The 25111-nt window shown below is 67.9% G+C and carries 25 protein-coding genes; 13 read left to right on the plus strand and 12 right to left on the minus strand.

What is annotated here, in order from left to right; genetic code table 11:
* Window positions 1-151: 151 nt before the first annotated feature.
* Window positions 152-1810 carry an HNH endonuclease signature motif containing protein gene (locus ACYVII_RS09705; RefSeq protein WP_460534350.1) on the plus strand — a complete coding sequence of 553 codons (1659 nt, stop codon included), beginning with the start codon at window positions 152-154 and terminating at the stop codon, window positions 1808-1810.
* Between the two features lie 53 nt (window positions 1811-1863).
* Here the strand turns inward: ACYVII_RS09705 and ACYVII_RS09710 are convergent, their stop codons facing one another.
* Window positions 1864-3666, minus strand: a complete 1803-nt coding sequence (locus tag ACYVII_RS09710; protein ID WP_460534352.1) for a sensor histidine kinase — start codon at window positions 3664-3666, stop codon at window positions 1864-1866.
* A gap of 35 nt (window positions 3667-3701) precedes the next feature.
* Window positions 3702-4466, minus strand: a complete 765-nt coding sequence (locus ACYVII_RS09715) for a response regulator transcription factor (RefSeq protein WP_460534354.1) — start codon at window positions 4464-4466, stop codon at window positions 3702-3704.
* A 228-nt stretch (window positions 4467-4694) separates the two neighbouring features.
* Between ACYVII_RS09715 and ACYVII_RS09720 the strand changes: the two genes are divergently transcribed.
* The 3 genes from ACYVII_RS09720 to ACYVII_RS09730 are packed head-to-tail and all read left to right on the plus strand — an operon-like array spanning window position 4695 to window position 7294.
* Complete coding sequence (locus tag ACYVII_RS09720) at window positions 4695-6254, plus strand: ABC transporter permease (RefSeq protein WP_460534356.1); 1560 nt, start codon at window positions 4695-4697, stop codon at window positions 6252-6254.
* A gap of 58 nt (window positions 6255-6312) precedes the next feature.
* Window positions 6313-6984 (plus strand): ABC transporter ATP-binding protein, encoded by a 672-nt coding sequence (locus tag ACYVII_RS09725; protein ID WP_460534358.1) that lies wholly within the window; start codon window positions 6313-6315, stop codon window positions 6982-6984.
* Window positions 6985-7039: 55 nt separating this feature from the next.
* Entirely contained in the window at window positions 7040-7294 is a 255-nt protein-coding gene (locus tag ACYVII_RS09730; protein WP_460534360.1) for a Smr/MutS family protein, read from the plus strand.
* 3 nt (window positions 7295-7297) lie between these two features.
* Here the strand turns inward: ACYVII_RS09730 and ACYVII_RS09735 are convergent, their stop codons facing one another.
* The 4 genes from ACYVII_RS09735 to ACYVII_RS09750 form a co-directional block, all read right to left on the minus strand.
* Complete coding sequence (locus ACYVII_RS09735) at window positions 7298-8110, minus strand: polysaccharide deacetylase family protein (protein ID WP_460534362.1); 813 nt, start codon at window positions 8108-8110, stop codon at window positions 7298-7300.
* A 101-nt stretch (window positions 8111-8211) separates the two neighbouring features.
* Window positions 8212-9318: a Gfo/Idh/MocA family protein gene (locus ACYVII_RS09740; RefSeq protein WP_460534364.1), complete on the minus strand. Its 1107-nt coding sequence runs from the start codon at window positions 9316-9318 to the stop codon at window positions 8212-8214.
* A complete protein-coding gene (locus ACYVII_RS09745; RefSeq protein WP_460534366.1) occupies window positions 9318-10457 on the minus strand; it encodes a Gfo/Idh/MocA family protein in 1140 nt (379 codons plus the stop codon). Before ACYVII_RS09745 ends, ACYVII_RS09740 begins: the two co-directional genes overlap by 1 nt.
* Window positions 10454-11203, minus strand: a complete 750-nt coding sequence (locus tag ACYVII_RS09750; protein WP_460534368.1) for a sugar phosphate isomerase/epimerase family protein — start codon at window positions 11201-11203, stop codon at window positions 10454-10456. The genes ACYVII_RS09745 and ACYVII_RS09750 overlap by 4 nt, the downstream gene beginning before the upstream one ends.
* A 161-nt stretch (window positions 11204-11364) precedes the next feature.
* On the opposite strand from ACYVII_RS09750, the gene ACYVII_RS09755 reads away from it, so the two are divergent.
* Window positions 11365-12552 carry an ROK family protein gene (locus tag ACYVII_RS09755; RefSeq protein ID WP_460534370.1) on the plus strand — a complete coding sequence of 396 codons (1188 nt, stop codon included), beginning with the start codon at window positions 11365-11367 and terminating at the stop codon, window positions 12550-12552.
* Window positions 12553-12668: 116 nt separating this feature from the next.
* Window positions 12669-13340: a YqaJ viral recombinase family protein gene (locus ACYVII_RS09760; protein ID WP_460534372.1), complete on the plus strand. Its 672-nt coding sequence runs from the start codon at window positions 12669-12671 to the stop codon at window positions 13338-13340.
* A 25-nt stretch (window positions 13341-13365) separates the two neighbouring features.
* Here the strand turns inward: ACYVII_RS09760 and ACYVII_RS09765 are convergent, their stop codons facing one another.
* Complete coding sequence (locus ACYVII_RS09765; protein ID WP_460534374.1) at window positions 13366-14247, minus strand: alpha/beta fold hydrolase; 882 nt, start codon at window positions 14245-14247, stop codon at window positions 13366-13368.
* Window positions 14248-14363: 116 nt separating this feature from the next.
* Between ACYVII_RS09765 and ACYVII_RS09770 the strand changes: the two genes are divergently transcribed.
* Window positions 14364-14819: a MarR family winged helix-turn-helix transcriptional regulator gene (locus tag ACYVII_RS09770; protein ID WP_460534376.1), complete on the plus strand. Its 456-nt coding sequence runs from the start codon at window positions 14364-14366 to the stop codon at window positions 14817-14819.
* 28 nt (window positions 14820-14847) lie between these two features.
* On the opposite strand, the gene ACYVII_RS09775 is transcribed toward ACYVII_RS09770, so the two are convergent.
* The 3 genes from ACYVII_RS09775 to aceA all read right to left on the minus strand — a co-directional run bounded on the left by ACYVII_RS09775 (window position 14848) and on the right by aceA (window position 18622).
* On the minus strand, window positions 14848-15399 hold the full coding sequence (locus ACYVII_RS09775) for a GNAT family N-acetyltransferase (protein ID WP_460534378.1): 552 nt from the start codon (window positions 15397-15399) through the stop codon (window positions 14848-14850).
* Window positions 15400-15561: 162 nt separating this feature from the next.
* Window positions 15562-17235 (minus strand): malate synthase, encoded by a 1674-nt coding sequence (gene aceB, locus ACYVII_RS09780; protein WP_460534380.1) that lies wholly within the window; start codon window positions 17233-17235, stop codon window positions 15562-15564.
* A gap of 19 nt (window positions 17236-17254) precedes the next feature.
* Window positions 17255-18622, minus strand: coding sequence for an isocitrate lyase family protein (gene aceA, locus ACYVII_RS09785; protein WP_460534382.1), 1368 nt, complete (start codon window positions 18620-18622; stop codon window positions 17255-17257).
* Between the two features lie 235 nt (window positions 18623-18857).
* Between aceA and ACYVII_RS09790 the strand changes: the two genes are divergently transcribed.
* The gene (locus ACYVII_RS09790) at window positions 18858-20387 is read left to right on the plus strand and encodes a helix-turn-helix domain-containing protein (protein WP_460534384.1); all 1530 of its coding nucleotides are present in this window, start codon (window positions 18858-18860) and stop codon (window positions 20385-20387) included.
* Between the two features lie 120 nt (window positions 20388-20507).
* The gene (locus ACYVII_RS09795) at window positions 20508-21875 is read left to right on the plus strand and encodes an NAD-dependent succinate-semialdehyde dehydrogenase (protein WP_460534386.1); all 1368 of its coding nucleotides are present in this window, start codon (window positions 20508-20510) and stop codon (window positions 21873-21875) included.
* A 48-nt stretch (window positions 21876-21923) separates the two neighbouring features.
* On the opposite strand, the gene ACYVII_RS09800 is transcribed toward ACYVII_RS09795, so the two are convergent.
* Window positions 21924-22670, minus strand: a complete 747-nt coding sequence (locus ACYVII_RS09800) for a class I SAM-dependent methyltransferase (RefSeq protein WP_460534424.1) — start codon at window positions 22668-22670, stop codon at window positions 21924-21926.
* A gap of 134 nt (window positions 22671-22804) precedes the next feature.
* Here ACYVII_RS09800 and ACYVII_RS09805 point away from each other — a divergent pair, with 134 nt between their 5' ends.
* The 3 genes from ACYVII_RS09805 to ACYVII_RS09815 are packed head-to-tail and all read left to right on the plus strand — an operon-like array spanning window position 22805 to window position 23774.
* Entirely contained in the window at window positions 22805-23071 is a 267-nt protein-coding gene (locus tag ACYVII_RS09805; protein ID WP_460534388.1) for a type II toxin-antitoxin system Phd/YefM family antitoxin, read from the plus strand.
* Window positions 23068-23454: a type II toxin-antitoxin system VapC family toxin gene (locus tag ACYVII_RS09810; RefSeq protein WP_460534390.1), complete on the plus strand. Its 387-nt coding sequence runs from the start codon at window positions 23068-23070 to the stop codon at window positions 23452-23454. The genes ACYVII_RS09805 and ACYVII_RS09810 overlap by 4 nt, the downstream gene beginning before the upstream one ends.
* 23 nt (window positions 23455-23477) lie before the next feature.
* Window positions 23478-23774, plus strand: a complete 297-nt coding sequence (locus tag ACYVII_RS09815) for a DUF503 domain-containing protein (RefSeq protein WP_460534392.1) — start codon at window positions 23478-23480, stop codon at window positions 23772-23774.
* Between the two features lie 2 nt (window positions 23775-23776).
* Here ACYVII_RS09815 and ACYVII_RS09820 read toward each other — a convergent pair whose 3' ends face one another.
* Window positions 23777-24214, minus strand: coding sequence for a MarR family winged helix-turn-helix transcriptional regulator (locus ACYVII_RS09820; RefSeq protein WP_460534394.1), 438 nt, complete (start codon window positions 24212-24214; stop codon window positions 23777-23779).
* A gap of 49 nt (window positions 24215-24263) precedes the next feature.
* Between ACYVII_RS09820 and ACYVII_RS09825 the strand changes: the two genes are divergently transcribed.
* Entirely contained in the window at window positions 24264-25067 is an 804-nt protein-coding gene (locus tag ACYVII_RS09825; protein WP_460534396.1) for an alpha/beta fold hydrolase, read from the plus strand.
* Window positions 25068-25111: the final 44 nt, after the last annotated feature.

Genomic DNA, 25111 nt, shown 5'->3' on the forward strand with positions numbered 1-25111 from the left:
TCTATCGCGAGTGTCGCTCTAGTTTCGGATATAGCTTCGGTTCATTCTTCGGTTAACGCCCTTATTGCGTCACTTTCCGTCCACAGTTCATCCTGGCCGATCGTTGTCCACACTCGTTGTTCTGTTCGATCTTGTTCTGTAGGATGGACGCATGTCCTCAACGGTGGAGCGTCTGGAAGAAGCCACGCAGCGTGCGTGTTCCGTTCTTCTGCGCTCGGCCGCGGACGGGCGTCGAACGTCAGAGTCCGGCGGGGAAGAGAACGATGCAAATCGGCCTTCGCTGGTGCAGCAGGTCACGGCGCTGGATGACGACTCACTCGCGCAGCTGATGTCGGATGCCGCGCATGGTCGCGCGGAGTTCGACACGATCATCACGGTCGCCGCCGGGGTCGCCGCGAAGCGATCCGAGTGGTCGCAAGGACAGGCAGGACTCGCGCAGCGGAACGGGCATCGAAACGCGGTGCGCTTCGTCCAGTCGGTAACCGGCGCCAGCCGAGGCGAAGCCGCACGCCAGGTTCGGCTCGGCGCGGCGATGGGCGAGGCGGACGCGGCAGAGCAGCTCCTTCGCCTCGCACCCGCCGGCCCAGGCGACGACGGCTCGCTGGCCGATCCCCCGACAGTGAACGACTCCGGCCGTGCAGCAGGCACGGGCATGGACGACCCCGATGCCACGGACGCACCGAACGTTGTCGTGCTGCCCTGGAGCCATCCTGTGACCTCCGCCGTCGAAACGGGCGCCATCACGCCTGCTGCCGGCGATGCGATCGTGCGCGGCCTCGGCGAACCGAGCCCGACCTGCGAGGCCGAAACACTCCGGGCGGCGGCCTCCGAACTCGTGAACGACGCACGAACGACGCACGTCGATGAACTGTTCCGTGCAGCGCGCCGGATGCGCGACGAGGTCGATCCGGCCGGCGTGCAGGAGCGCTGGCAACGGCGTTACGACAACCGTTCGTGGATCATGCGTCGCAATAACGACGGCCAGCTGACCGCCCATGTGATCTTCGACGATGAGTCGGGTGTGTTCGTGACGCAGTTGCTGGACATTGCGCTGAGCCCGCGCCGCGGTGGTCCACGATTCGTCTCCGAAGCCGAGCGAGCCTGGGCGAACACTGTGGTCAGCGACCCGCGCACGAACGAGCAACTCGCGTTCGACACCATGCTCGACATCCTGCGATGCGGGGCCGAGTGCGATGACTCGACGACGTTCCGCACACATCGGCCCGCGGTGCGCGTCCTCGTCGCCGGGGACGAGGACTCACCATCGGGTATCGGCGGCATCGGCCACCTCGAAGGAAGCGACGACGCGATCCCCCTGGCCGTCGTTGAGAGTCGGCTCTGCGACGCCGGTTCCCAGCCGCTGATCATCGACAGCTGCGGAAACCCGCTCGATCTCGGCCGCGAACAACGACTCTTCACCTCCAAGCAACGCACCGTACTCCGCGCCCGCGACGGCGGATGCGTCTGGCCGGAATGCGACAGCCCGGCCTGGGCCTGCGAAGCCCACCACACCATCACCTGGCACAAAGACCACGGCCGCACCGACGTCGCAGACGGCGTGCTGCTCTGCCGCTTCCACCACCTCCTGCTCCACAACAAGGGCTGGAAGATCGAACGAGACACCCCACCGACCGGAACGAGATATCTGCTGATCCCACCGGCCTCAATCGACCCCGAACGCGTCCCGATCCAACTCCACTCGAAATCAGCCGGATGGATCCACCACCGACGCCGAAGCCTGCGACGGCGTCCTACAACCCCTGGCCAAACGACAACGCCACCACCCGTTGCTTTCGCCACCCGCACGTGAAGCCCGCGCCGGTGGATCGCTGGCCGAGCGTGGAGCGCACCATCCGGTTCAGCTCAACCAGCGGCGGAGCTCAACCCACGGCGCTCGTCGTCCGGTGCCGGCGACTCTTTGACGCACTGCTCGTCCGGTGCCGTCGACTCTTTGGCGCCCTGCTCGTCCGACGCCAGCGACTCTCCGGACTTCTGGTCATCCTCTGACGCAAGCAGCTTCTCGGGATCTGGACAATCACCTGATGCCAGTGGTTCCTCGAAGTCAGCCTCACCCGCAGAGGACGTCTCAGCCAGCGGCAACCGCACCGTGAACCGGGTCTCACCCGGCTCGCTCTCCACCTCTACGGTGCCACCCTGCGCCTCCACTACGGCGCGCACGATGGCAAGCCCGAGGCCGGTCGAGCCGGTGTGCCGCGATCGCGACGAGTCTCCGCGCGCGAACCGCTCGAACAGCGTGGACTGCAGGTCGTCCGGGATGCCCGGGCCGTCATCCGTGACCGTCACGACGGCGAACGAACGCTGCGCCCCGCGATCCACGGTCAGCGCTGTCGCGACGCTCGTTCCCTCCGGCGTGTGCACCCTGGCGTTGGTGAGCAGATTCGCGATCACCTCGTAGATGCGCGGGGCGTCGCCGAGCACCGTGACCGGTTCCGGCGGAAGGTCGACCGTCCAGCTGTGGTCACGGCCTGCGGCGTGTGCGTCGGAGACCGCGTCGATGACGACGCGTGAGAGGTCGACCGGATCGTGGTCGAGCTCACGGCCCTCGTCGAGGCGTGCGAGCAGCAGCAGGTCTTCGACGAGCGCGGTCATCCGCTCCGCCTCCGACTCGATGCGGCCGAGCGCGCGAACCGTGTCCGCGGGCAGCTGCTCCGGGGCCCGCCTCGTGAGCTCGGCATAACCACGGATCGAGGCGAGCGGCGTGCGCAACTCGTGCGAGGCATCCGCCACGAACTGCCGCACCTTGTTCTCACTCGCCTGGCGCGACGACAGAGCGGATGCCACGTGCCCGAGCATGTGATTGAATGCCGCTCCCACGCGCCCCACCTCGGTATGCGGGTCGGTGTCCTGCTCGGGCACACGCACGCCGAGCGCCACCTCGCCCCGGTCGAGCGGAAGCCGCGACACTGCGGTCGCGGTGGCGGCCACGCGGTCGAGCGGGCGCAGCGCGAGCACGACGATGAGCAGTCCCAATCCCCCGGCCACCGCGATGGCGACGGCGGTGACCAGCAAGAAGATCGTGAGGAGCTGGGCGGTCGTCGCGTTCACCTCAGACAACGGCAGCCCGATGACCAGCGTTCCGGACGGCAGTTGGACGGCCTCCATGCGGAACTGCCCGAGCGTGCCGCCCAGATCGACGTCTACGGGGTGGCTGCCGGGTGCGATCGCCGCGATGTTCGCATTCGCGTTGCCCGACGTCTTCTGCTGAGGTGCCGTGGGATCGCGCGGGCTCAGGTAGACGGCGCTGACGTCGCCCTGATCGCTGACAACGGCAACAACGGTTCCCGCGCTCAGGCCCGGCGTGCTCACCACGTCGCCGAGAAGCTGCTTCGCGGTCACTCCACCGGGTTCGCTGAGCGATCGCAGCGCGGCGAAGGATGCACGTTGCGCGGCGTACTCCACCTGATGATCGAGCTGTCCGACGAGGTAGCTGCGCAGGAACAGCGCACTCGCCAGGCTGACCACCACGCCGAGCACGGCGACGAGCGCGACCACGGAGAAGACGAGCTTGGTGCGCAGTGTCGTGCGGCGAAGCGGATGCAGCATCCTGCGCCACCACGATCCGCCCGCCCGAGGTTCCCGGCTCGGTCCCGCCGCAGCGCCGCCCGCATACGGGTTCGGCGTACCCGGTGAGGCCGTCGTACTCATGGTTCGCTCCTGCCGGGAACGGGTAGGCGGTGGACCTACTCCGCCGCCTTGATCATGTAGCCTGCCCCGCGCACCGTGTGGATCATCGGCGAACGGCCCGCGTCGATCTTCTTGCGCAGGTAGGAGATGTACAGCTCGACGACGCTGGAGGTTCCGCCGAAGTCGTAGCTCCACACCCGGTCGAGAATCTGCGCTTTGGACAGCACGCGGCGCGGGTTGCGCATCAGGTAGCGCAGCAGTTCGAACTCGGTCGCGGTGAGCGAGATGCCCTCGCCCGCCCTGGTGACCTCGTAGGAGTCCTCGTCGAGCACGAGGTCGCCGACGACGATGCGCGGGTCTTGTGTGTCCGCGATCAGGGCTCGTGAGCGGCGCAGCAGCGACCGGAGCCTTGCCACGAGCTCCTCGAGACTGAACGGCTTCGTCACGTAGTCGTCGCCGCCGGCGGTCAGCCCGGCGATGCGGTCGTCCAGCGAGTCCTTCGCCGTCAGGAACAGCACCGGCGTCTCTCCGCCGCTCTCGCGCATCCTCGCCATCACCTGCAGGCCGTCGATGTCGGGGAGCATGATGTCGAGCACCACCGCGTCGGGGTTGAACTCGCGGGCCACGGTGAGCGCCTGCTGGCCGCTGGCGGCCGACTTCACCTCCCAGCCCTCGTAGCGCAGGGCCATCTGCAGCAGGTCGGTGAGGGTGTGCTCGTCGTCGACGACGAGGATGCGGATCGGCGAGCCGTCCGCGTGGTGCAACGGTGCCGGCGCGGACCGAAGCTGGCCGCGCTCGGAGCTGGCGAGAGAGGTGGACATGCTTCCCATTATCGAGAGCACCGTCCGAGACGACTGTGCTGCACTTATGCGGAGTCTGAGAGTCAGCCATCCGGCTCTCAAGAACCGCTCAGCCCGGGAACGGACCAACCCGCCAGTACACGAGCCTTCGCAGCCTGGCCCGCAGTCGCAAGGTGAACGCACAACCTCGGCATAGCGACGCCACAATACGGATGCCTACGGTTCCTCCAGACCCCACGGAGGACAACCATGTTCGCAACCTACCTGCGCCGAGAGCTGCTCGGGCGCCGCAGACAGACCATCATCATCGCCATCGGGATGGCGCTGGCGATCGCGCTCGTCATCATCGTGAATTCGGTGGCCGCCGGCGTGAAGAACGCGCAGGCTCAGGTGCTGCAGTCGGTGTATGGCGTGGGGACGGATGTCACCATCACGAAGCCGGTCAGCGCCCCGACTGCTGGCAGCGGCCAGGCACAGGGACCGAGATTCGACTTCGGCGCGAACTCCGGTGCGCAGTCAAGCGACGGCAGTCGCACGGTGGACTCCTCGCGGCTGAGCGTCGGCTTCGGAACGAACACCATGAGCGACTCGGCGCTGGCGAAGGTGCAGAAGACGTCGGGCGTCGCCGGCGCATCCGCCGTGCTCTCGCTCCAGAACACGAGCTTCAAGGGCACGCTCCCCGACTTCGGCCAGCGTGGCGCGGAGGGTCGGCAGAGCGGGTCGACCGGCGGATCCGGAGCCACCGGCGGCTCAGACGGCAAGGGCGGCAGCTCGTTCCAGGTCAACTCGTTCAGCGTGATGGGGATCACGCCGGGCGCCAAGGCGGTCGGTCCGGTCGCCTCCACGGCGCTCGGCAAGGGTCGCACACTCACCTCGTCCGACAAGGGCAAGGATGTCGCGGTGCTCGACGCGAGCTACGCGAAGACGAAGAGCCTCTCCGTGGGTGACACGATCAGCATCGGCGGCAAGGACTTCAAGATCGTCGGCACGGTGAAGCCCACCGGCTCCGATTCGGCGACCGCCTCGAATGTCTACGTTCCGCTGGATGTCGCGCAGTCGCTCTCCAGTGAGTCCGGCAAGGTCTCGACGATCTACGTGACCGCGACGTCGGCCGCCGATGTGGACTCGCTGAAGACATCACTGCAGAAGGTGCTCCCCGGAACCACGGTGTCGACCCAGGCGGATCTCGCCTCGAACGTCTCCGGATCGCTCGGCAGCGCCAGCCAGCTGGTCTCCAACCTCGGAACCTGGCTCTCGGTCATCGTGCTCGCGGCGGCGTTCCTGATCGCGATCCTGTTCACGATCTCCGGCGTCACGCGACGCACCCGCGAGTTCGGCACCCTGAAGGCGATCGGATGGTCGAACCGCCGCATCGTGGGCCAGGTCGCAGGCGAGTCCGTGGTGCAGGGCGTGATCGGCGGGATCGCCGGAATCGCGATCGGGCTGATCGGTGTGCTCGTCGTCAACGTGATCTCCCCGACGCTCACCGGCGGCGTCTCGCGAGGCGGGTTCGGCGGTGCGCTCGCGGCGGGCGCCCGGCGCGCATTCGGCGGTACGGGCAGCGGATCCACCTCCACCGGCTCGACGAGCGGCGGATTCGGTGGACGCGGCTTCGGAGGCGGGTTCGGCGGCGCCGCGCGAGCCGCCGCCTCCTCGAGCACGCAGGTGGATCTGTCCGCACCCATCACCGTCTGGATCATCGTGATCGCGGTCGGCCTCGCCATTCTCGGCGGCCTGCTCGCCGGCGCGATCGGCGGATGGCGCGCCTCGCGCCTGCGTCCGGCCGAGGCTCTGCGGTCGGTGCAGTGAGCATGGTCAAGCAGCCACGAGCATCCGTCGAAGACGTCTGACAACCGAAGGAACGCACATGTACACGCTGAAGAACGTGACGAAGGAGTACCCCGGCAAGGGGCGCAAGGTGACGGCGCTGAACGACGTCACGCTGGACATTCCGGACGGGCAGCTCGTCGCGATCCAGGGCCCCACGGGAGGCGGCAAGTCCACGCTGCTGCAGATGCTCGGCGCACTCGACCGGCCGACGTCGGGAACCGTGGAGCTCGAGCAGTCGAGCCTGGGCAAGCTCGGAGATGGCAAGCTCACCGGCATCCGCGGCAAGGAGATCGGCTTCGTCTTCCAGGGGTTCAACCTCATCCCGACGCTGACGGCGCTGGAGAACGTGGAGACAGCTCTTGTGCCCCTCGGAGTTCCGGCAGCGGAGCGGCGGGATCGGGCGACCAAGGCGCTGGAGTCCGTCGGGCTCGGCGACCGGGGCGACCACCGGCCGGCCGAGCTCTCCGGCGGTCAGCAGCAGCGCGTCGCCATCGCGCGTGCGCTCGTGAAGGAGCCCGAGGTGCTGCTGGCCGACGAGCCCACCGGCAACCTCGATGAGGAGACGCGCGACGAGATCATGGACCTGCTCGAGGGCCTCTGGCGCGACCGCGGTCTCACCCTGGTGATCGTCACGCACGACTCGGCGGTGGCTCGACGCGCCCAGCGGCGCCTGCACATCAAGCAGGGCAAGGTGAAGGAGGTCGCGTAGCACCGCCCGCTCAGCGCAGGGCGTACCGTGACTGCATGTGGTGGAGGTGGCGCCCGTGAAGCTGAAGCTCGACCTGCACGACATCTACAACCGCGGCGGCGAGATCGATCGCGCGCTGCGGGGGATCATCGACGAGGCCATCGAGAAGAAGGCGACGCTCGTCGAGATCATCCCTGGCAAGGGGTCGGGTCAGCTGAAGAAGCGGGTGCTGCGCTTTCTGGATCAGAAGGAGATCAAGGCGCTCTACCACCGCGTGGAGAAGGATTCCGACAACTTCGGGCGCATCTTCGTGCACTTCCGGTTCAAGTGAGGGTCAGACCGCGAAGACGTCGCGCAGCGTCACAGTGCGCAGCCGGCGCTCTCGGAGGATGTCGAGCAGCTGGCCGTACACCTGCGTCACGGGATCGTAGTTCGCATGCCCGATGACGATGTGCTGCGGCAAGAACCATCGGTTCGCGTTCGCCACGATCTGCTGTGGGGTCAGGAGTCCGGAATCGGCCAGCGACCCGTACCACATCACCGGCGCGGCGTACCCGATCGACGAGGCGACGGAGGCGACGCGATGGTTGATGTACCCGTACGGCGGCCGGTAGAACGGCGCGGCCTCCACACCATACGTGTTGCGGATGAACTCCGCGTTGTGCTGAAGCTCCTGTGCGATGCCGGCATCCGACAGACCTGTGAGGTCCGCATGATCCCAGGTGTGGTTGGCCATCTGCACCTGCCCGCTCTCCACCAGGGGTCGCAGCGCCGGCGCGTTATCGGTCCACGAGGCATTGACCCCGTTCAGGAAGAAGGTCAGCCTGATGCCGCTGTCGTGGGCGAACTGGGCATAGGCGCCGACCACGTTCGATGAGACGCCGTCGTCCACGGTCCATGCCATCAGATTTCCGTCTCCGGGAAGACCTGTGATCGTCTTGCCGGGAGTGATCGGATACTTCCTCACGATGGGCACCGGCGCCGGCGAATCCGTCGGGGTCGGCCGTGGAGTGGGTGTCGTTGTCGGCGCGGGCCGGGACGAGGTCGGTGCGGGAGTGCCTGCGGCTTCGCTCTTCTGCAACGAGCATCCGCTCAGCGCAGTGACGGCTGTGGCAGCCAGCCCAACCAGGAACACGCGGCGATCCATCGTGACCAGGCTTAGCAGGCCGATGGCGCTTTTCGGCCGGATGAGACGGTGAGCGCGGCCGTTACCCTCCGAACTGGGGGCACGAGCCGCCGAGAAGGGCGCTACACCTCGACCCAGGCGCCGGTATCGGCGGAGTCCATGACCGCCTCGGCCACGATCGCGGCGCGCAGTCCGTCCGCGAAGAGCGGCAGTCCCTCTGGCGCCTCGCCGGCGATCGCAGCGTAACTGTCGGCGACGAACGCGTTGAAGGCATCCTGGTAGCCCTGCGGATGCCCGGCGGGAGTCGCCACCAGGCGCGCGGCATCGGGGGCGAGCTGGTCGGCGTCCCTGGGGATGAGCAACGAACCCTTACGGCGGCCCACCCACAACGTCTCCGGCTGTTCCTGATCGAACACGACGGACTCCGCGGATCCCGCCAATTCCACGTGCAGCCGGTTCTTGCGTCCGGGCGCCGCCTGCGACACGAGCAGGGTACCGATGGCGCCGCCGGTGGTCTGCACGGCGACGGCGACGGCATCCTCCGTCGTGATCGCCGTGTGCTCGGCGCGCGACTCGAAGAACGTGCGCTTCGTGGCCGCCACCCTCGAAACGCGGTCGCCGGTGACGAACTCGATCAGGTCGACGAGGTGCGACCCGATGTCCGCGAACGCGCGGGACCGGCCGCCTGCCGCGCGGTCGACGCGCCAGTTGTCGTCGCCGGTCTCCAGCAGCCAGTCCTGCAGGTACGAACCCGCGATCGTGAGCAGCCGGCCCGTCTCGCCCGAGGCGAAGCGGGCGCGCGCCTCCCGCACGAGCGGGTGGTAGCGGTACACGAACGGCACCGTGGCGGCGACGCCGGCGGAGGCCGCGGCCTGCGTCAGCGATCGGGCGTCGTCGACCGTCGTGGCCAGCGGCTTCTCGCAGACGACGTGCTTGCCGGCGGCGATCACGGCGAGTGCCTGCCGCGCGTGCACGGCGTTCGGGGTGGTGATGTGCACCACCCCGACGCGCTTGTCGGCGATCAGGTCGTCGAGCGACCCGAAGGCGTGCTCGATGCCCAGCTCCTCCGCGGCGCGCACCGCACGCTCAGCACGAGACGAGACCACACCCACCAGACGCCCCCTGGCGGCTCGCGCCGCCCTGGAGTGAACGGTCGCCATGAACCCGCCGCCGACGATGCCAACGCCCATCGGGCCGGCGCCCGCCCGGCTCTGCGCATTCACCGCCATCAGACGAGCGTGGCCTCGGCCGGGTCCCACCCTTCGGGCAGCGCAGGGGTGGGCGTGAACGTGCTCTCGACATCCACCCACTCGCCGCGCTCCGCAGCCTCGATCGTGGAGACCATCACATCCAGCGCGTGCAGCGCCTGCTCTCCGCTCGCTCGCTCGGGAACGCCGGCGCGGATGGCCCGCGCGAGCTCGACGACGCCGGTGCCCCGCGCCGACTTCTCGCCCTCGATCGTGATCGTCTCCGGCTCGCCGTCGGTGTGCAGCACGAGGTCGCCGACGAACATGTTCGGGTCGTTCAGTTCGAGTGCGCCGTCGACACCGGTGACCTCGAACAGCGTGCGCCCCAGCTTCGAGTCGAAGCTGAAGATGCTCTGCGACGTCTGGCCGCTCTCGAACTCGAACACGGCCGTGACGTGCGTCGGCACCGTCACCTCGAACGTCTGCCCGGCCAGCGGGCCCGAGCCGATGGTGCGCACCGGCTTCGCCTTCGAGGCCACCGCTGCCACGCGCTTCACCGGCCCGAACAGCTGGATGAGCGTTGTGACGTAGTACGGGCCGATGTCGAACAGGGGGCCGGCGCCCTCCTGGAACAGGAAGGCCGGGTTCGGGTGCCACGACTCCGGGCCGGGGTTCTGGATGATGGTGAGCGCGGTCTGCGGCTCGCCGATCGCTCCGGCCTCGAGCATTCGTCTCGCGGTCTGGATGCCCGCACCCAGGAAGGTGTCTGGCGCGCACGCCGCACGCAGTCCAGCCGCTCTCGCCGTGGCGAGCACGCGCTGGCCGCTCTCGCGGTCGAGTGCGATCGGCTTCTCACTCCATACGTGCTTGCCCGCGGCGAGCACCTGCAGATCGACCTCGGCGTGCACCCGAGGGAGGGTGAGGTTGACGACGATCTCGATCTCGGGGTCGGCCAGCAGCTCCTCGGTGGATCCGTGCGCCGGAATGCCGAACTTCTCCGCCTGAGCAGCTGCCGCCTCGGGGATGATGTCGGCGACGAAGCGCACGTCGACATCGGGGAACGACGTGAGGTTCGTGAGGTACTGCGTCGAGATGTTGCCCGCGCCGATGACGCCGACTCCGACGGGGCCGGTCTTCGCAGACCCGGCAGTGCTTTCTGCGGCGCTCGTGGACTCGCTCATGCAAGACCCTCCTTCGTGAGGAATGCGTAGCTGTCGGCGACAGCGGTGAAACGGTTGTCGCGCGAGTCGTCGAGTTCGATGACGCGAAGCGCGCCCGGTGCGGCTTCGATGATCTCGCGGATCGGCAGGGTGCCTGCGCCTACGGCGACCTGGTCTTTGGTCTCCTTCGTCGCGGGCCCGTCCTTGATGTGCAGAGCCACGACCCGATCACCGAGCCGGCCGAGCACCTCGACCGGGTTCTCACCGCCGACGGCGACCCAGTACGTGTCGAGCTCGAGCACGACCTCCGGGTCCAGCCTGGACGCGAGGTACTCCAGTGCGCTCTGCCCGCCGATCTTGTTCTCGAACTCGTGCGCATGGTTGTGGTAGCCGACGCGAAGTCCGCGCTCCGCCGCGAGCTTCGCCGCGTGGTTCAGCTGCGCCGCGATGCCCTCGACGCCTTCGGCCGTCTTCCACAGCTCGTCGGGGGCGTGCGGGTCGATGACGGTCTGGATGCCCAGCTCGTGGGCCGCGTCGAAGATCGCGCCGATCTCCTCGTCGCTCTCGCCGAGGAAGTGCACGTGCACGGTCGGCGCGCTCAGCCCGGCGGACGACAGCGCCTCGCCGAGGCCCGGGAAGTTCGTGAAGGCGAACGGCTCGACCTGCGTGAAGCCCACCTCGGCGAGCTTGTTCAGGGTGCCCTGGAGGTCGTCTTGCAGCGCTTCACGCACGGTGTAGAGCTGCACGGAAAGAGGTGAGGTGGTCACGTTTCTCCTCGTTGCGGTGAGGCCGCTGTGTCAGGGATGTCTCTCGTCGGCATCTCCGCGGTCGAATCGATTGAATCACACTTCTGTCGTCAGTCAAGCAAAAGTCGCGCCGTTGCCGCCGACTTCTGCCTTGTGCTCGCCGCGTGTGCTTCAATCGGTCTATGTCGGCGCCCTCTCCCCACACGGCTGCGGCGCGCTCGTCGCCGGGGAGCCTCGTGCCGAAGGATGCCGGCGACCTGCTCGCGATCCTGCGCGACGGCATTCCGCGCACCAGGGCTCAACTCGCTGAGAGCACCGGCCTCGCCCGCTCCACCGTGGCATCCCGCATCGATGCGCTCATGGATGCCCGTCTCATCGTGCCTGCGCCCGATGCAGCGTCTTCCGGCGGGCGTCCGCCCGCGCGGGTGGCGTTCAATGCGGGAGCGCGCTTCGTCCTCGCGATCGACCTCGGAGCCACGCACGGGGTGATCGCGATCGCAGACCTCGCCGGCACCGTGCTCGACTCGGAGTCAGCGCCGCTCACGATCGCCGATGGTCCCGGGCCGGTGCTGAACTGGGCGCTCGGCACCGCCAAGCGTCTCGTGAAGGCGAGCGGCAGGCCCCGTTCGGAACTCGCCGGAGTGGGCATCGGACTCCCCGGCCCGGTCGAGCACTCCACGGGTATGCCGATCAACCCGCCCATCATGCCCGGCTGGGATCGCTTCGATGTTCCGGAGTACGTGCGGCGCACGTTCGACGTTCCCGTGCTCGTCGACAACGACGTGAACGTGCTGGCACTCGGCGAGCACGCCGTGTCGTGGCCGCTCGAAAGCGACCTGCTCTTCGTCAAGGTGTCCACCGGCATCGGCCTCGGCATCATCGCGGGCGGGAGGTTGCAGCGAGGCGCGGCCGGTTCGGCAGGCGACCTCGGCCACGTGCGCGTCCCGTTCACCCGTGACACCCCGCGCCACGGCGACGAAGATGCCGACCTCGAGGCACTCGCGAGCGGCCCGGCGATCGCGCGGTACATCGCCGAACGGGGCACACCGGCTGGTTCCAGCGCCGACGTGCTGGCGCTGGCACGAGCGGGAAACGCGGATGCCGTCGCGGGCATCCGACAGGCCGGACGAGACCTGGGTGAGGTGCTCGCCACGTGCGTGAACCTGTTCAATCCGTCGGTGGTCGTCGTCGGCGGCTCGATCGCCCGGGCAGGTGAGCAGTTGCTGGCCGGGGTGCGCGAGGTCGTGTACCGGCAGTCCACACCGCTGGCGACCCAGCACCTGCAGATCGTGCCGGCCTCCGCCGGGGAGACGGGCGGCGTGCTGGGCGCGGCGATCATGGTCGCCCAGCACCTGCTCGACCCGGCGTGAGGGCTGATCGATCTCCTTCGCTCACGGCACCGGCTTGGTCTGAAGGAGACCGTCCGATCGCTCGACGCGCGTTCAGCGGGGCGCCGATGACAGAGGGCACGCGGCACAATGGAGCAGTGACCGACACCATGCTCTCTCTGTTCGACGAGGAGCTGGAGGCCACGCTGCGCCCGGGCGGCACCACGCCGGACGCCGCGCGGGTCACGCCGCCGCTTCTGCCCCATGAGCGTCGCATCCTCGCGCACGCATCCGACCGGGTCGCATGGTTGCGCGCCCGGGCCCGAGGCATCACGGCGACGGATGTCGCGAAGCTGTCGACGCAGGCATCCGTGCTGGCTGCAGCGCGGCAGAAGGTGCACGGGTCGGGCTTCAGCGGCAACGTCTTCACGGAGCACGGCAAGGCGAGAGAACCGAAGATCGCCGAATGGGTGCTGCGGGAGCACGGCATCTCGCCGAGTGATGCACTGTTTCATGCGGTACGCGATCGCCGGCATCTCGCCACACCGGACGGGCTGGCGGCGCGCGATACCGGACGCCTCGAGCTCGCAGAGATCAAGACGACGAACAAGCCGTGGCGGAGCATCCCTCGGCACTATCTTCGCCAGGTGTGGTGGCAGCAATACGTGCTCGGCGCCGAGCGCACCCTCTTCGTCTGGGAACGACACGACGGCTTCGTGCCGGTCGGCGACCCGCAGTGCCGTTGGGTCGACCGCGACGAGAACGAGATCGAGCTGCTGGTGCGGCTGGCCGGCCAGCTCATCGGCGTGCTCGCATCCGGCAGGGTCTAGGCGTTCGCTTTCCGGTTCAACCGGCTCACGACAGACGACGTCCGGCCCAGGCCTCCAGTAGCATCGCCGCGAGCACCCCGGGGGCTTCCTGGGCGACGTAATGGCCTACTCCATCCAGCCGGACCGCCTTCACGTCGACGGCCGCGACGGCCTGTAAAGCGGACGCGGTCGATTCACCTCCGCGGGATCCGACGGCGGTCACCGGCATGCGCAGCGGCGCATCCCGGGCGATGGTGCGCAATTCATCTCCCTCGGTGAGCATGCTGCGGTAGAGCCCCGCTGCACCCGAGAAGCCTCCGGGCCGACCGTAGCTACGGCCGAACTCGGCAGTGTCGGCTGCGCTCACGCTGGCGCCGGACACACCGTAGAGCGGGTAGAGATAGTCACCGATGAAGGCGGACGCCGCGTGCTCGAACAGCAGACCCGCGACGCCCGGTGAAGCCAGCGCGCCGAGGTACCAGACTCCGCCGTGTGTGACATCGGCGAGCCGCTCTGCTCCGAAACCGGCGAGCGCCGTCTCGACCCCGGTCAGGCTCCGTACGTCTTCGGGGTGGGTGGCGGCCAGTCGAAAGACCGCGCTCCCGCTCAGGTCCTGCCCGAGCACATGCATCGGGCCCTGCGCCACGTGCTCGATCAGAGCGTGCAGATCCTCGGCCGCGACGGCAGCCGTATAGGCCTCGTCGGCGACGTCGGAGTCCCCGAAGCCGCGCAAGTCCACCGCGTAGACCCGGTGATCCTCGGCGAGCAGCGGGATGAGTCCCCTGAAGGCCCACCACGTCTCCGGAAAGCCGTGAACGAGGAGGACCGGGGTTCCGTGGTCGCCGGCGCAGACGTAATGCAATCGGGTGCCGTTCACCAGCGCCGTCTCGTGTCGGATTCCGGCGATGCTCGCCTGTCGGATCGCCATGATGAGTGCCTCCTGCGTGTGAGTGCCGGGTGACCCGGGCAAGACAACCAGGTTGTCACGATGGGACCGGATAAGCAACCTGGTTGTCGATCTCTGAGGCGTCTTAGGATCGGAACATGTCTCGAAGCGGTGCCGACCTGGCATTACTGCTCCTCGGCGGGTTCCGGTTCATGGCCGAAGCTGCACACGACCGGCTCGCCGCACGGGGTTACCCCGGTGTGCGTCCCGGGCACGATTTCGCACTACGTGCCGTCGCCGAAGGGGCCGGCTCCTTGTCCGAAGTGGGGCGGCGCACCTCCACTTCCAAGCAGGCAGCGGCGAAGACGATCGCGTTTCTTCAGGAGGGCGGCTACGTGCTCCGCTCCCCGCACCCCAGGGATTCCCGGCGGGCACAACTCACCATCACCGACCGCGGCCGCTCCCTGATGAGCGAGGGGGAAGCGGTCTTCGACGAGCTCCGCACCGAGTGGGAGTCGCTCGTCGGCCGTGATCGCGTGAGCGACATGCAGGACGCTCTCGAACGACTCGTGGGCCCCGGCCGCGGTGCGTCAAGTCCCTGGTCGGGCGACTGAGCCGGAACGCGACTGACCGGAAGGCGACTCACACCGCGATCGCCGGCACCACTGGCTGTTCGAACACGTAGTCGTCTTCCCAGCGCTCACCCACCCGGAAGCGCTTGATGCCGACGCGACGGAAACCGCTCTTCGCGTAGAACCGCTGCGCGCGCTCGTTCTCCTGGTTCACCCCGAGCCAGATGCCAGCCATCCCGCGCTCGCGGGCCGCGTCTATGGATGCCTGCATCAAGCGAGCCGCGACACCGCGCCCGTGGTGCCCGGGCAGCACGTAGCACTTGCTGAGCTCGACCGTGGGGCGCAACGTGATCGCGGCGGCGACATCCTCATCGTGCGGCTCGCCCAGCACGAGCATCGTGTAGCCGACGGCATGGCCGTCCTCCTCCGCGATCAGCAGTATGCGATCGGGATCGGTCAGGTATCCGCGGAATGCGTCGGCGGCGAAGTGCTCGACGACGAAAGCCGCGGCATCCTCTCTCGTCGTGTGCGGAGGGCACGCCAAGGGGAAGGTCACGGCCGCGACGAACGCGAGCCGGTCGGCATCCGCTGACGTCGCTCGTCGGATCGTCGCTTCGCTCATGCAGAAACATTAAGGGCTCACGCGGTAGGCCGGAAATCGCACGATCGGCCGGAACGAAACGTCGCCGTCGTCCGGCGGATCGGATCATTTCCGGCCAACCGTGCGTAGCGACTGCACGCCTCCGCCGCTCACCCGGCCGATCGTACGATGCGATTAGGCCGCTCATGCAGCGGCGGCAACCTCCTGCGCCGGTTCCGGCATCGCCTGAGCTTCACCGTGCTCGTCGAGATATCGCGTGTATGCGACCACGGTGAGGAAGGTGGGGTACTCCGGCCGCAGCGCCACCCGTTCGAGCACCTCGGCGGCGTCGTCGAACCGGTCTTCGGGAGTGCGAGCAAACTCGTTGAGAATCTCGTCGCGCAGGCGGTGGATGAGAGGTACCTCGACAAGCACGCCCTCACGCGTGACCACTGCGTTCTCGATCCACTGCCACAGCTGTGACCGCGCGATCTCCGCCGTGGCGGCATCCTCCATGAGGTTGTCGATCGCGACGGCACCCGTGCCGCGCAGCCACGCCTCGACGTATCGCAGCGTCACCGAGACGTCGTCGCGCACGCCCGCCAGCGTCACCTCGGCGCCTGCTGCGCCGAAGCCGAGCAGATCGGATGCCTGCACCCGCACCTCATCGCGCGTGCGTTCCAGCTGGTGCGGCTTGTCGCCCAGCACAGCGTCGAACTCCGCTTGTGCCGTGGCGATCAGGTCCGGATGCGCCACCCACGTGCCGTCGAACCCGTCTCCCGCCTCGCGCCGCTTGTCCTCTGCGACCTTGGCCAACGCACGCTCGGTCACCTCAGGGTCGCGACGATTCGGGATGAAGGCGCTCATGCCGCCGATGGCATATGCGCCTCTCCGGTGGCAGGTGGAGACGAGCAGCTCGGTGTACGCGCGCATGAACGGCACCGTCATGGTCAGCTGCGAGCGGTCCGGGAGCACGTACGCGCGGCCGCGAGAGCGGAACGTCTTGATCACGCTGAACAGGTAGTCCCAGCGACCGGCGTTGAGTCCTGTGCAGTGCTCGCGCAGCTGGTAGAGGATCTCCTCCATCTGGAACGCGGCCTGCAGCGTCTCGATCAGCACGGTCGCACGCACGGTGCCGACGTGCATCCCGATGCGTTCCTGCGCGAAGCGGAAGACGTCATCCCACAGACGAGCCTCATCGTGGTGCTCGATCTTCGGCAGGTAGAAGTACGGGCCCTGACCCGCGTCGACCAGCCGCTGCGCGTTGTGCCAGAAGTAGAGGCCGAAGTCGACGAGGCTTCCGGATGCCGGCAGGCTGCGTCCCTGCCGGTCGACGAACGTCAGATGCTTCTCGCACAGGTGCCAGCCGCGCGGGCGCATCACGATGGTCGGCGTGCGCTCGGCGGTGACGCGGTACTCCCTGCCCTCTGGGCTCGTGTAGCCGATGGTGCCGCGCACCGTGTCGTACAGCGAGAGCTGTCCCTCGACCACGTTCGGCCAGGTCGGGCTGGTGGCGTCCTCCTGGTCGGCCAGCCACACCCTCGCGCCCGAGTTCAACGCGTTGATCGTCATTTTGCGATCCGTGGGACCGGTGATCTCGATGCGGCGGTCCTCCAGGCCAGGACCGGCCCCGGCGACACGCCAGCTCGGGTCATCGCGGATCCATGCCGTCTCGGGCATGAACTGCGGATCGCGACCGTTCGCGATCTCGACGCGGCGGCGCATCCGCTCGGCCAGCAGTTCATGACGGCGGCCGGCGAAGCGATCGTGCAGTTCAGTGAGGAAGCCGAGCGCTCCCGGCGAGAGGATCTCGTCGTAGCGGTCGCCGAGCGGCGCCGTCACCTCGATGCGGGGCTCGTGGGTCTCCGTGGTGTTCATGGTCGATTCCTTTGCGATGTCAGAACTGTGCTTGCTCGGTCGAACCGGCCAGCGCGAGCGTTGCGCTGGCCGGGTTCAGGGCCGTGGCGATCCGGTCGAAGTAGCCGGTGCCCACCTCCTGCTGGTGGCGGGTGGCGGTGTAGCCGTCGCGTTCGGATGCGAACTCGGCCTCCTGGAGCTCGATGTACGCGCTCATCTGCCGCTGCGAGTAGTCGCGCGCCAGTGTGAACATCGAGTGGTTGAGGGCGTGGAAACCGGCGAGCGTGATGAACTGGAACGCGTATCCCATCGCGGCCAGCTCACGCTGGAACCGTGCGATGGTGTCGTCGTCCAGGTGCCGCTTCCAGTTGAACGACGGCGAGCAGTTGTACGCCAGCCGCTTGTTCGGAAAGTCCTCGTGGATGCGCTCGGCGAATGTGCGGGCGAGTTGCAGGTCGGGCTTCGAGCTCTCCACCCACAACAGGTCGGCGTATGGTGCGTACGCGAGCCCTCGTGCGATGACCGGTTCGATGCCGTTCCGCACTTCGTAGAAGCCCTCAGGCGTGCGCGTGCCGGTGAGGAACTCCCGCTCGCGCTCGTCGTGGTCACTGGTGAGCAGTGTGGCGGCGAGGGCATCCGTTCGCGCGATCACGATGGTCGGCACCCCTGCCACGTCCGCCGCGAGACGGGCCGCGTTCAGAGTGCGGATGTGCTGCGAGGTGGGCACGAGCACCTTGCCTCCCATGTGCCCGCACTTCTTCTCGCTGGCCAGCTGGTCCTCCCAGTGCACGCCGGCCGCACCCGCCTCGATCATGGAGCGCATCAGCTCGTAGGCGTTCAGCGGCCCGCCGAAGCCGGCCTCGGCATCCGCCACGATCGGCGCCATCCAGTCGATCCCGGACGGCGATTCGCTCGTGGCGTCGATCTGGTCGGCACGCAGCAACGCATTGTTGATACGCCGAACGACCGCAGGCACCGAGTTCGCCGGGTACAGGCTCTGATCGGGATACGTGTGGCCCGACAGGTTCGCGTCTGCCGCGACCTGCCATCCGGAGAGATAGATCGCCTGCAGTCCCGCCCGCACCTGCTGCACCGCCTGGTTCCCGGTCAAGGCACCGAGCGCGGCAATCCAGTGCGGGTCACTGGCCCACGTACCGTCGGGAGCCGGTATCTCCGTGCGCTGCAGCTGTCCCCACAGCCGTTCGGCGCCCCGACGGGCGAGCGTGTGCTCCTCGCCGACGCGACCGCGCAACGCGACGACGTCGTCGGCCGTGTAGTCGCGGCGGATGCCGTCCCAGCGTGGGTCGGCGCTCCACTCCAGCTGCAGCTCCGCTGCCGTCTGCCGTTGATCGCCGGGGCGGATGCTCCGCCGCTCGTCTCGCGGTCCACTCGCGTTCTGCTCGGTCATCATGGTCTCCTTCGCGTCTGGTGGTCACGTGCTGGTCGCGTTCATTGCGACCAGCGGATGCGTTGCGACAAGACTGCGGCCAGCGACGGCCGGCGATCCCGGATTCGGAAGAAGAAGGTGTGCACGACTTCTGATCGCCGGAAAATCCACGGCTTCCTCTGGAATCGCAGAAGAACCGGCATTCTTCTGCCGACTCCAGACCGACGCGGACTCCGCGGAGTGACAGCATCGGCACATGATCACCGCCACGGACCACCGCAGCCGGAGCGCCGAAGCCCGGGCGGTCCGAGCCGGAGTCGTCGCTACTGCGCGCTCGACGGAACCGGACGAACTGGACGCTCTCACTCTCGGCCGCCGCATCCGGGAGCGCCGGCAGCAGCTCGGCATGACCCTCGACGACCTCGCGGCGGCGATCGGGCGGGCACCGTCGCAGGTGTCGATGATCGAGAACGGCAAGCGAGAACCGCGTCTCTCCATGCTGCGCGGCATCGCCGATGCGCTGAGCACCTCGGTGGACGAGCTCGTGCGCGCTGAGGCGCCGAACGAGCGTGCGGCGCTGGAGATCGCGGTCGAACGGGCGGTTCGCGGACCGGTGTTCGCCTCACTCGGGCTGCCGGGCATCCGTGCGGCGAAGTCGATGAGCGACGACGTGCTCAAGGCTCTGCTCGGGCTGCACGGCGAGATCGAGCGACTGCACAGGGAGCGCGCTTCGACGCCAGAGGAGGCGCGGCGGGCGAATGCCCAGTTGCGTGCAGAGATGCGTGCTCGCGACAACTACTACCCAGCGCTCGAGCGGCAGGCATCCGATCTGCTGGAGGCGGCCGGCCACACCGGCGGACCGGTCTCGCAGCAGACGGTGAGCGACATCGCGGCCCGGCTCGGCTACAGCCTGCACTACGTCAACGACCTGCCGTACGCCACGCGCTCGGTGACCGACCGGCGCCACCACCGGGTCTACCTTCCGGTGCAGCAGCAGCCGTCGCGGGATTCCCGCTCGCCGGTTCTGCAGGCGCTCGCGAGTCAGGTGCTCGGTCACGACGAGCCACGAAGCTACGCCGACTTCCTGCGGCAGCGCGTGGAGACGAACTACCTCACCGCCGCCGTGCTGCTGCCGGAGAAGGATGCCGTTCGCCAGCTCACCGAGGCGAAGAATCTGCACCGCATCTCCATGGAGGATCTGCGCGATGCCTTCGCCGTGTCGTACGAGACGGCGGCGCACCGCTTCACGAACCTCGCGACGATGCGGCTGGGCATCCCGGTGCACTTCATGAAGGTGCACGAGTCGGGAACGATCGTGAAGGCGTACGAGAACGACTCCGTGCGCTTTCCGTCGGATGCCACGGGCGCCATCGAGGGCACGACGGTGTGCCGCAACTGGACGGCGCGCACGGTGTTCGACGCATCCGACCGGTTCAGTCCCTGGTACCAGTACACCGACACTCCCGCCGGCACCTTCTGGTGCACGTCGCGCATCGAAAAGGCCAAGGAGGGCGAGTACTCCGTCAGCGTCGGTGTGCCGTTCGCGCACGTGAAGTGGTTCCGCGGTCGCGATACGGCGAATCGCGCAGAATCCCGCTGCCCCGACGAGAGTTGCTGCCACAAGGCTCCAGCGGAACTGGCGGATGCCTGGGCCGCCTACGCGTGGCCCGCCGCCCGTACTCCCACCTCGTTGCTGGCGGCGCTGCCGACGGGCAGCTTCCCGGGAGTGGATGAGACGGAGGTGTACGAGTTCCTGCAGGCGCACGCGCCGGCCGTCGCGAACTGAAGCAAGGCAACGGACGAATCGCCTGCCGCCGTCCGTCATTCCGGACGCCAGAGGCGGCCGGAGTCCCCACTCCGCTGCTTAGGCTGGAAGAAGTGTGCCGCAGACGGAGAAAGGACTCCCATGAGCGACTACGCCGTGGTCAACCCCGCGACGGGCGAGACCGTCAAGGAATACCCCACCATCACCGATGAGCAGCTACGCGACGCGATCGGACGAGCGGATGCCGCCTACCGCAGCTGGGGCCGCGGCACGACGCCGGCCGAGCACGCGGAGCTCATCCGCAAGGTCGGCGACCTGCACTCGGAACGCCGCGAGGAGCTCGCCGCCATCATCGTGCGCGAGATGGGCAAGCCCGTCGAGCAGGCGCTGGCCGAGGTCGACTTCGCCGCCGACATCTACCGCTACTACGCGGATGTCTCCCCCAAGGTGCTCGAGGACGAGCCCATCGAGCTGCTCGCGGGCGAGGGTTCGGCGATCATCCGCCGCACCCCGCTCGGCGTGCTGCTGGGGATCATGCCGTGGAATTTCCCCTACTACCAGGTGGCGCGGTTCGCCGGCCCCAACCTCATCATCGGCAATGCCATCCTTCTCAAACACGCACCGCAGTGCCCGGAATCGGCCCTTGCGATCGAGCGGATCTTCCACGATGCCGGCTTCCCGGACGGCGCGTATACGAACATCTTCGCCACGAACGGGCAGATCGAGTGGGTCATCGCCGACCGGCGCGTGCAGGGCGTCTCCCTGACCGGGTCCGAGCGCGCAGGCGCGGCTGTCGCCGAGATCGCCGGACGCAACCTCAAGAAGGTCGTGCTCGAGCTCGGCGGATCCGACCCCTTCATCGTGCTGTCGGCCGACGACCTCGACAAGGTCGCAGCGGATGCCGCCGCCGCACGTCTCGACAACAGCGGCCAGTCCTGCAACGCCGCCAAGCGGTTCATCGTGGTGGACGACCTCTACGAGCCGTTCGTGGAGAAGCTCACCGCCAAGCTCGCCGAGTCTCAGCCGAGCGATCCGACGAGCCCTGCCTCGCCGCTCGGGCCGGTTTCCTCGACGGCGGCGGCCGATCGGCTGCAGAGCCAGCTCGACCGTGCGGTCGAGAACGGAGCGAAGCTCCATGCCACCGGCGAGCGCCACGGCAACTTCTTCGCCCCGATCGTCCTCACCGACATCGCACCGGACAACCCGGTCCGTCAGGAGGAGTTCTTCGGTCCGGTCGCCTCCGTGTACCGGGTGGCGAACGAGGACGAGGCAGTCGAGGTGGCCAACGACATCCCGTTCGGTCTCGGCTCCTACGTGTACACGACAGACCCCGAACAGGCGCAACGCGTCGCCGACAAGATCGAGGCGGGCATGGTCTTCGTCAACGTCGTGCTCGCCGACGGCGTGGAACTGCCGTTCGGCGGTGTGAAGCGCTCCGGAACGGGACGCGAGATGGGCAGGCTGGGCGCCGACGAGTTCGTGAACAAGAAGCTGATCCGCATCGGCTGAGGTCGCTTCGGCCGAACGGGCGCGGATATCGGGCCGCGCTGCCGGCGCTCAGCGCTCGAGGACGAGTTGCCACGCAAACCCGATGCGGTTGAACGGTTCCTGGTCGAAGAGCTCCAACTCGAGGTCGAGCAGCTCGCTGAAGAATGCCGGCTCGTACTTCGCCGTGTTGTCGATCAGCAGGTCGTTGACGATCCGGTTGCCGTAGCGGCCGACCGGAGTCAGCCCGGCGGCAGCAGCGTCAGACTGGATCTGATCGACGTCGACCTTGCGGGCATCGGTCTTGAACGTCTTGACCTCGAGCCTCTCTGCGTGCAGTTCTGAGGCCGCGGCGGCGGGCCCGTCGTTGACCAGCGCCCGGAGCACGTGGCCTACAGGATTCACGTCCATCACCGACAGGCGGCCACCCGCGCGCACACGGCCGGCCAGTGCCGCGACATCCGGCGCCTCAGCGGGGCGGTAGCGCAGCACGAAGTGGCACAGCACGAGGTCCCACTCGCCGTGCGGCAGATCGTCGAGCCCGGCGAGAACCGTGCTGATGCCGACGCCCTCTTCGTCTGCCCGACGCCGGGCCTCAGCCAGCCAGGCCCGTGAGGGGTCGACGATGGTGACGTCGTGTCCGGCCTTGGCCAGGGGCAGGGCATCCATGCCGTCGCCGCCACCGACATCCAGCACCCGGATGCGGTCGCCGAGCGCGTCGCACTGCCGGCGCAGCACCTCGGCAACGGTCGCGTAGCGGATGCGCGCCCACGGAGTCTCGGTGTAGGCACGCCACTGCGAAAGCTTCTCGCTGAACATATCGGTCACGGTGTCATCCAAACACCCTGCACGGCGAAGCCCTCGAGGAGCTCACCGCCCACAGCCGAAGCGGTGCCCGCACCGTCCACAACTCTTTATCTACTACTTCTAGTAGCAGCGACTAGACTGGTGAAGTGGCTCGTGTGACGAAGACCGAACTGAACCAGCAGACCGCCCGGGTTCTGGCGCGTGTCGCAGCGGGGGAACGACTGACGATCACCGAGCGTGGTGTTCCGATAGCAGAGATCGTGCCCGCGAAGCCCATGTCCAGGTGGGAGGAACTCGTTGCGGCCGGCAAGGTGAGGCTTGCGACGAAGAGCGGCCCGCTGCCGTTCGCCCCGGTTCACAGCGACGTTTCGTCGCAGGAGATCCTTGACGACATCCGCAGGGATCATTCGTGATCTACCTCGACACGTCCGCAGCCGTGAAGACCCTGATCGATGAACGAGCGACCGAGGCAGTGCAGGATCTCTTCGCACGCCACGTCGAGTTCACGTCGTCCCGTCTTCTGGCGGTCGAACTTCACGCAGTCGCTGACCGGCGGAAGCTGACGCCCGCGGACGTCGACGAACTGCTCGCCCGAGTGGCTCTACTCCCCCTGGACGACGAGACTCTTGATTCGGCGGTCCAGTTGCACAGCGGGTTGCGAACGTTGGATGCTCTTCACCTCGCGACGGCCCACGGGATTGCGAAGACCATCACCGGGCTGCTCAGCTTCGACCGAGAACTGACGGGTGCCGCGCGCACGCTTGGGCTGCCGATCCACCCGTTGAGCGAGGGCTGACTCCACGTGCCAGACTCGAGCCGATGTGGATCGGATGGGTCGAATTCGACGTGCTCCTCGGGGACGTGCACTCGTTGAAGCAGAAGCGCGCCGTCGTTCGGCCGCTCATCGCGGAACTCAGTCGCCGCACGGAAGCGGCGGTCGCCGAAGTCGGCACGCTCGACCTCCATCGCCGGGCCACGATCGGCGTCGCCGTGATCGCCCGCGACGCGGGACACGTGCGCGACGTGCTCAGCCGAGCGGAACGGATGCTCGCCGACGAGCATCCGGAAGTCACGTTGCTGTCCGCGCACCACGGCCTGCACGCCAGCGACGACTGACCTCAACCGCCGAGCGCATCGAGCAGCTTCAGCAACCGCACACGTTCCGCGGCCGATAGCCCACCGAAGAGACCCTCCCAGACTCGGGACGCCACCTCGCGTCCATCTGCAAGTGCCGCGCGTCCCTCCGCCGTGAGTTCGAATCCGATCCTTCTGCCACGGCCGGGGCGCCTTTCGATCAGGCCTCGGCTCAGCAGGCGCGTGGCGAGCGTGCCGAACGCCTGATCGCTCTGGAACGTGGCCACGGCGAGGTCGTGACTCGATGCGCCGGGCATCCGATCGATCGCTCGCAGCGCATCCCACTGCACCAGTGACACGCCGACCTCACGCAACGCGGCATCCATCGCCCGGTGGTCGCGGTACTGCACCTGTTTGATGGCGCGCCCCAGCTGCTCGAGCTGATCCGCCTGTTCGTCCTGAGGTCCTGACCTCTCGTTCACGGTGCTATCGTATCAACACGCTTATATAAACGTATTGATTGGATCATGGATGGAATCACAACTCGTCATCGATGCCACCACCTCCACGCTCGGTCTCGGACCTGACGTACCCGACCATGCCGTACTCGTGCTCCACGGAGGAGGCGGCCCGGCGACCGTCGCGCCGATCGCCGGGCACTATGCCAGCAAGCATCCGGTGCTCGCACCCACCCTCCCGGGCTGGAACGGCACATCGCGCCCGGATGCGATCGACGGCATCCCGACGCTGGCTCGCGGCTACCTCGACGCGCTTCTCGTGCTCGGCCTGCACGAGACGATCGTGATCGGCTCGTCGCTGGGCGGCTGGATGGCTTTGGAGATGGCCGCGACGGCAGCGAGCGACCAGCGCTATGCAGGCGTACTCTCCGGCATCGCGGTCATCAACGGAACGGGCATCACCGTGGAGGGTGAACCGATTGCGGATGTCTCGGCGCTCGACGCCCGCGGACTCGCCGAGCTCGCGTGGTTCGATCCGAAGCGCGGATACCTCGATCCCGCGACTCTCACGACGGAACAGCAGGAGGGCCAGGCCGCCAACCAGGCGACGATCCGCGCCGTCGCCGGGGATCCCTACATGCACGATCCGACGTTGCTTGCGCGCTTGGCGGCGATCTCGGTTCCGGCCGCAGTTCTGTGGGGCGAGGCGGACCGGGTCGTCACACCCGCGTATGGACGTGCCCTTGCTGCGGCCATCCCGGGCGCAGAATTCGCGGTCATCGAGCGGGCGGGCCACCTGCCGCAACTCGAGAACGCAGGCGCGCTCTTCGGCAAGCTTGACCCGTTCGTCTCGAAGCTCACCAGCATCCCCGCCTGAACGACAGAAACAGCACAGACGGGCCGGCCCCGAAGGACCGTCCC

The sequence above is a fragment of the Humibacter ginsengiterrae genome (assembly GCF_054780115.1).

Bases quoted from the DNA above. Each gene is read 5' to 3' on its own strand.
- ACYVII_RS09705 (WP_460534350.1), top strand. From the start codon at position 152: ATGTCCTCAACGGTGGAGCGTCTGGAAGAAGCCACGCAGCGTGCGTGT.
- ACYVII_RS09755 (WP_460534370.1), top strand. From the start codon at position 11,365: ATGTCGGCGCCCTCTCCCCACACGGCTGCGGCGCGCTCGTCGCCGGGG.
- ACYVII_RS09710 (WP_460534352.1), bottom strand. From the start codon at position 3,666: ATGAGTACGACGGCCTCACCGGGTACGCCGAACCCGTATGCGGGCGGC.
- ACYVII_RS09715 (WP_460534354.1), bottom strand. From the start codon at position 4,466: ATGTCCACCTCTCTCGCCAGCTCCGAGCGCGGCCAGCTTCGGTCCGCG.
- ACYVII_RS09825 (WP_460534396.1), top strand. From the start codon at position 24,264: ATGGAATCACAACTCGTCATCGATGCCACCACCTCCACGCTCGGTCTC.
- aceB (WP_460534380.1), bottom strand. From the start codon at position 17,235: ATGAACACCACGGAGACCCACGAGCCCCGCATCGAGGTGACGGCGCCG.
- ACYVII_RS09815 (WP_460534392.1), top strand. From the start codon at position 23,478: ATGTGGATCGGATGGGTCGAATTCGACGTGCTCCTCGGGGACGTGCAC.
- ACYVII_RS09725 (WP_460534358.1), top strand. From the start codon at position 6,313: ATGTACACGCTGAAGAACGTGACGAAGGAGTACCCCGGCAAGGGGCGC.
- ACYVII_RS09735 (WP_460534362.1), bottom strand. From the start codon at position 8,110: ATGGATCGCCGCGTGTTCCTGGTTGGGCTGGCTGCCACAGCCGTCACT.
- ACYVII_RS09765 (WP_460534374.1), bottom strand. From the start codon at position 14,247: ATGGCGATCCGACAGGCGAGCATCGCCGGAATCCGACACGAGACGGCG.
- aceA (WP_460534382.1), bottom strand. From the start codon at position 18,622: ATGACCGAGCAGAACGCGAGTGGACCGCGAGACGAGCGGCGGAGCATC.
- ACYVII_RS09720 (WP_460534356.1), top strand. From the start codon at position 4,695: ATGTTCGCAACCTACCTGCGCCGAGAGCTGCTCGGGCGCCGCAGACAG.
- ACYVII_RS09770 (WP_460534376.1), top strand. From the start codon at position 14,364: ATGTCTCGAAGCGGTGCCGACCTGGCATTACTGCTCCTCGGCGGGTTC.
- ACYVII_RS09790 (WP_460534384.1), top strand. From the start codon at position 18,858: ATGATCACCGCCACGGACCACCGCAGCCGGAGCGCCGAAGCCCGGGCG.
- ACYVII_RS09800 (WP_460534424.1), bottom strand. From the start codon at position 22,670: ATGTTCAGCGAGAAGCTTTCGCAGTGGCGTGCCTACACCGAGACTCCG.
- ACYVII_RS09795 (WP_460534386.1), top strand. From the start codon at position 20,508: ATGAGCGACTACGCCGTGGTCAACCCCGCGACGGGCGAGACCGTCAAG.
- ACYVII_RS09775 (WP_460534378.1), bottom strand. From the start codon at position 15,399: ATGAGCGAAGCGACGATCCGACGAGCGACGTCAGCGGATGCCGACCGG.
- ACYVII_RS09745 (WP_460534366.1), bottom strand. From the start codon at position 10,457: ATGAGCGAGTCCACGAGCGCCGCAGAAAGCACTGCCGGGTCTGCGAAG.
- ACYVII_RS09740 (WP_460534364.1), bottom strand. From the start codon at position 9,318: ATGGCGGTGAATGCGCAGAGCCGGGCGGGCGCCGGCCCGATGGGCGTT.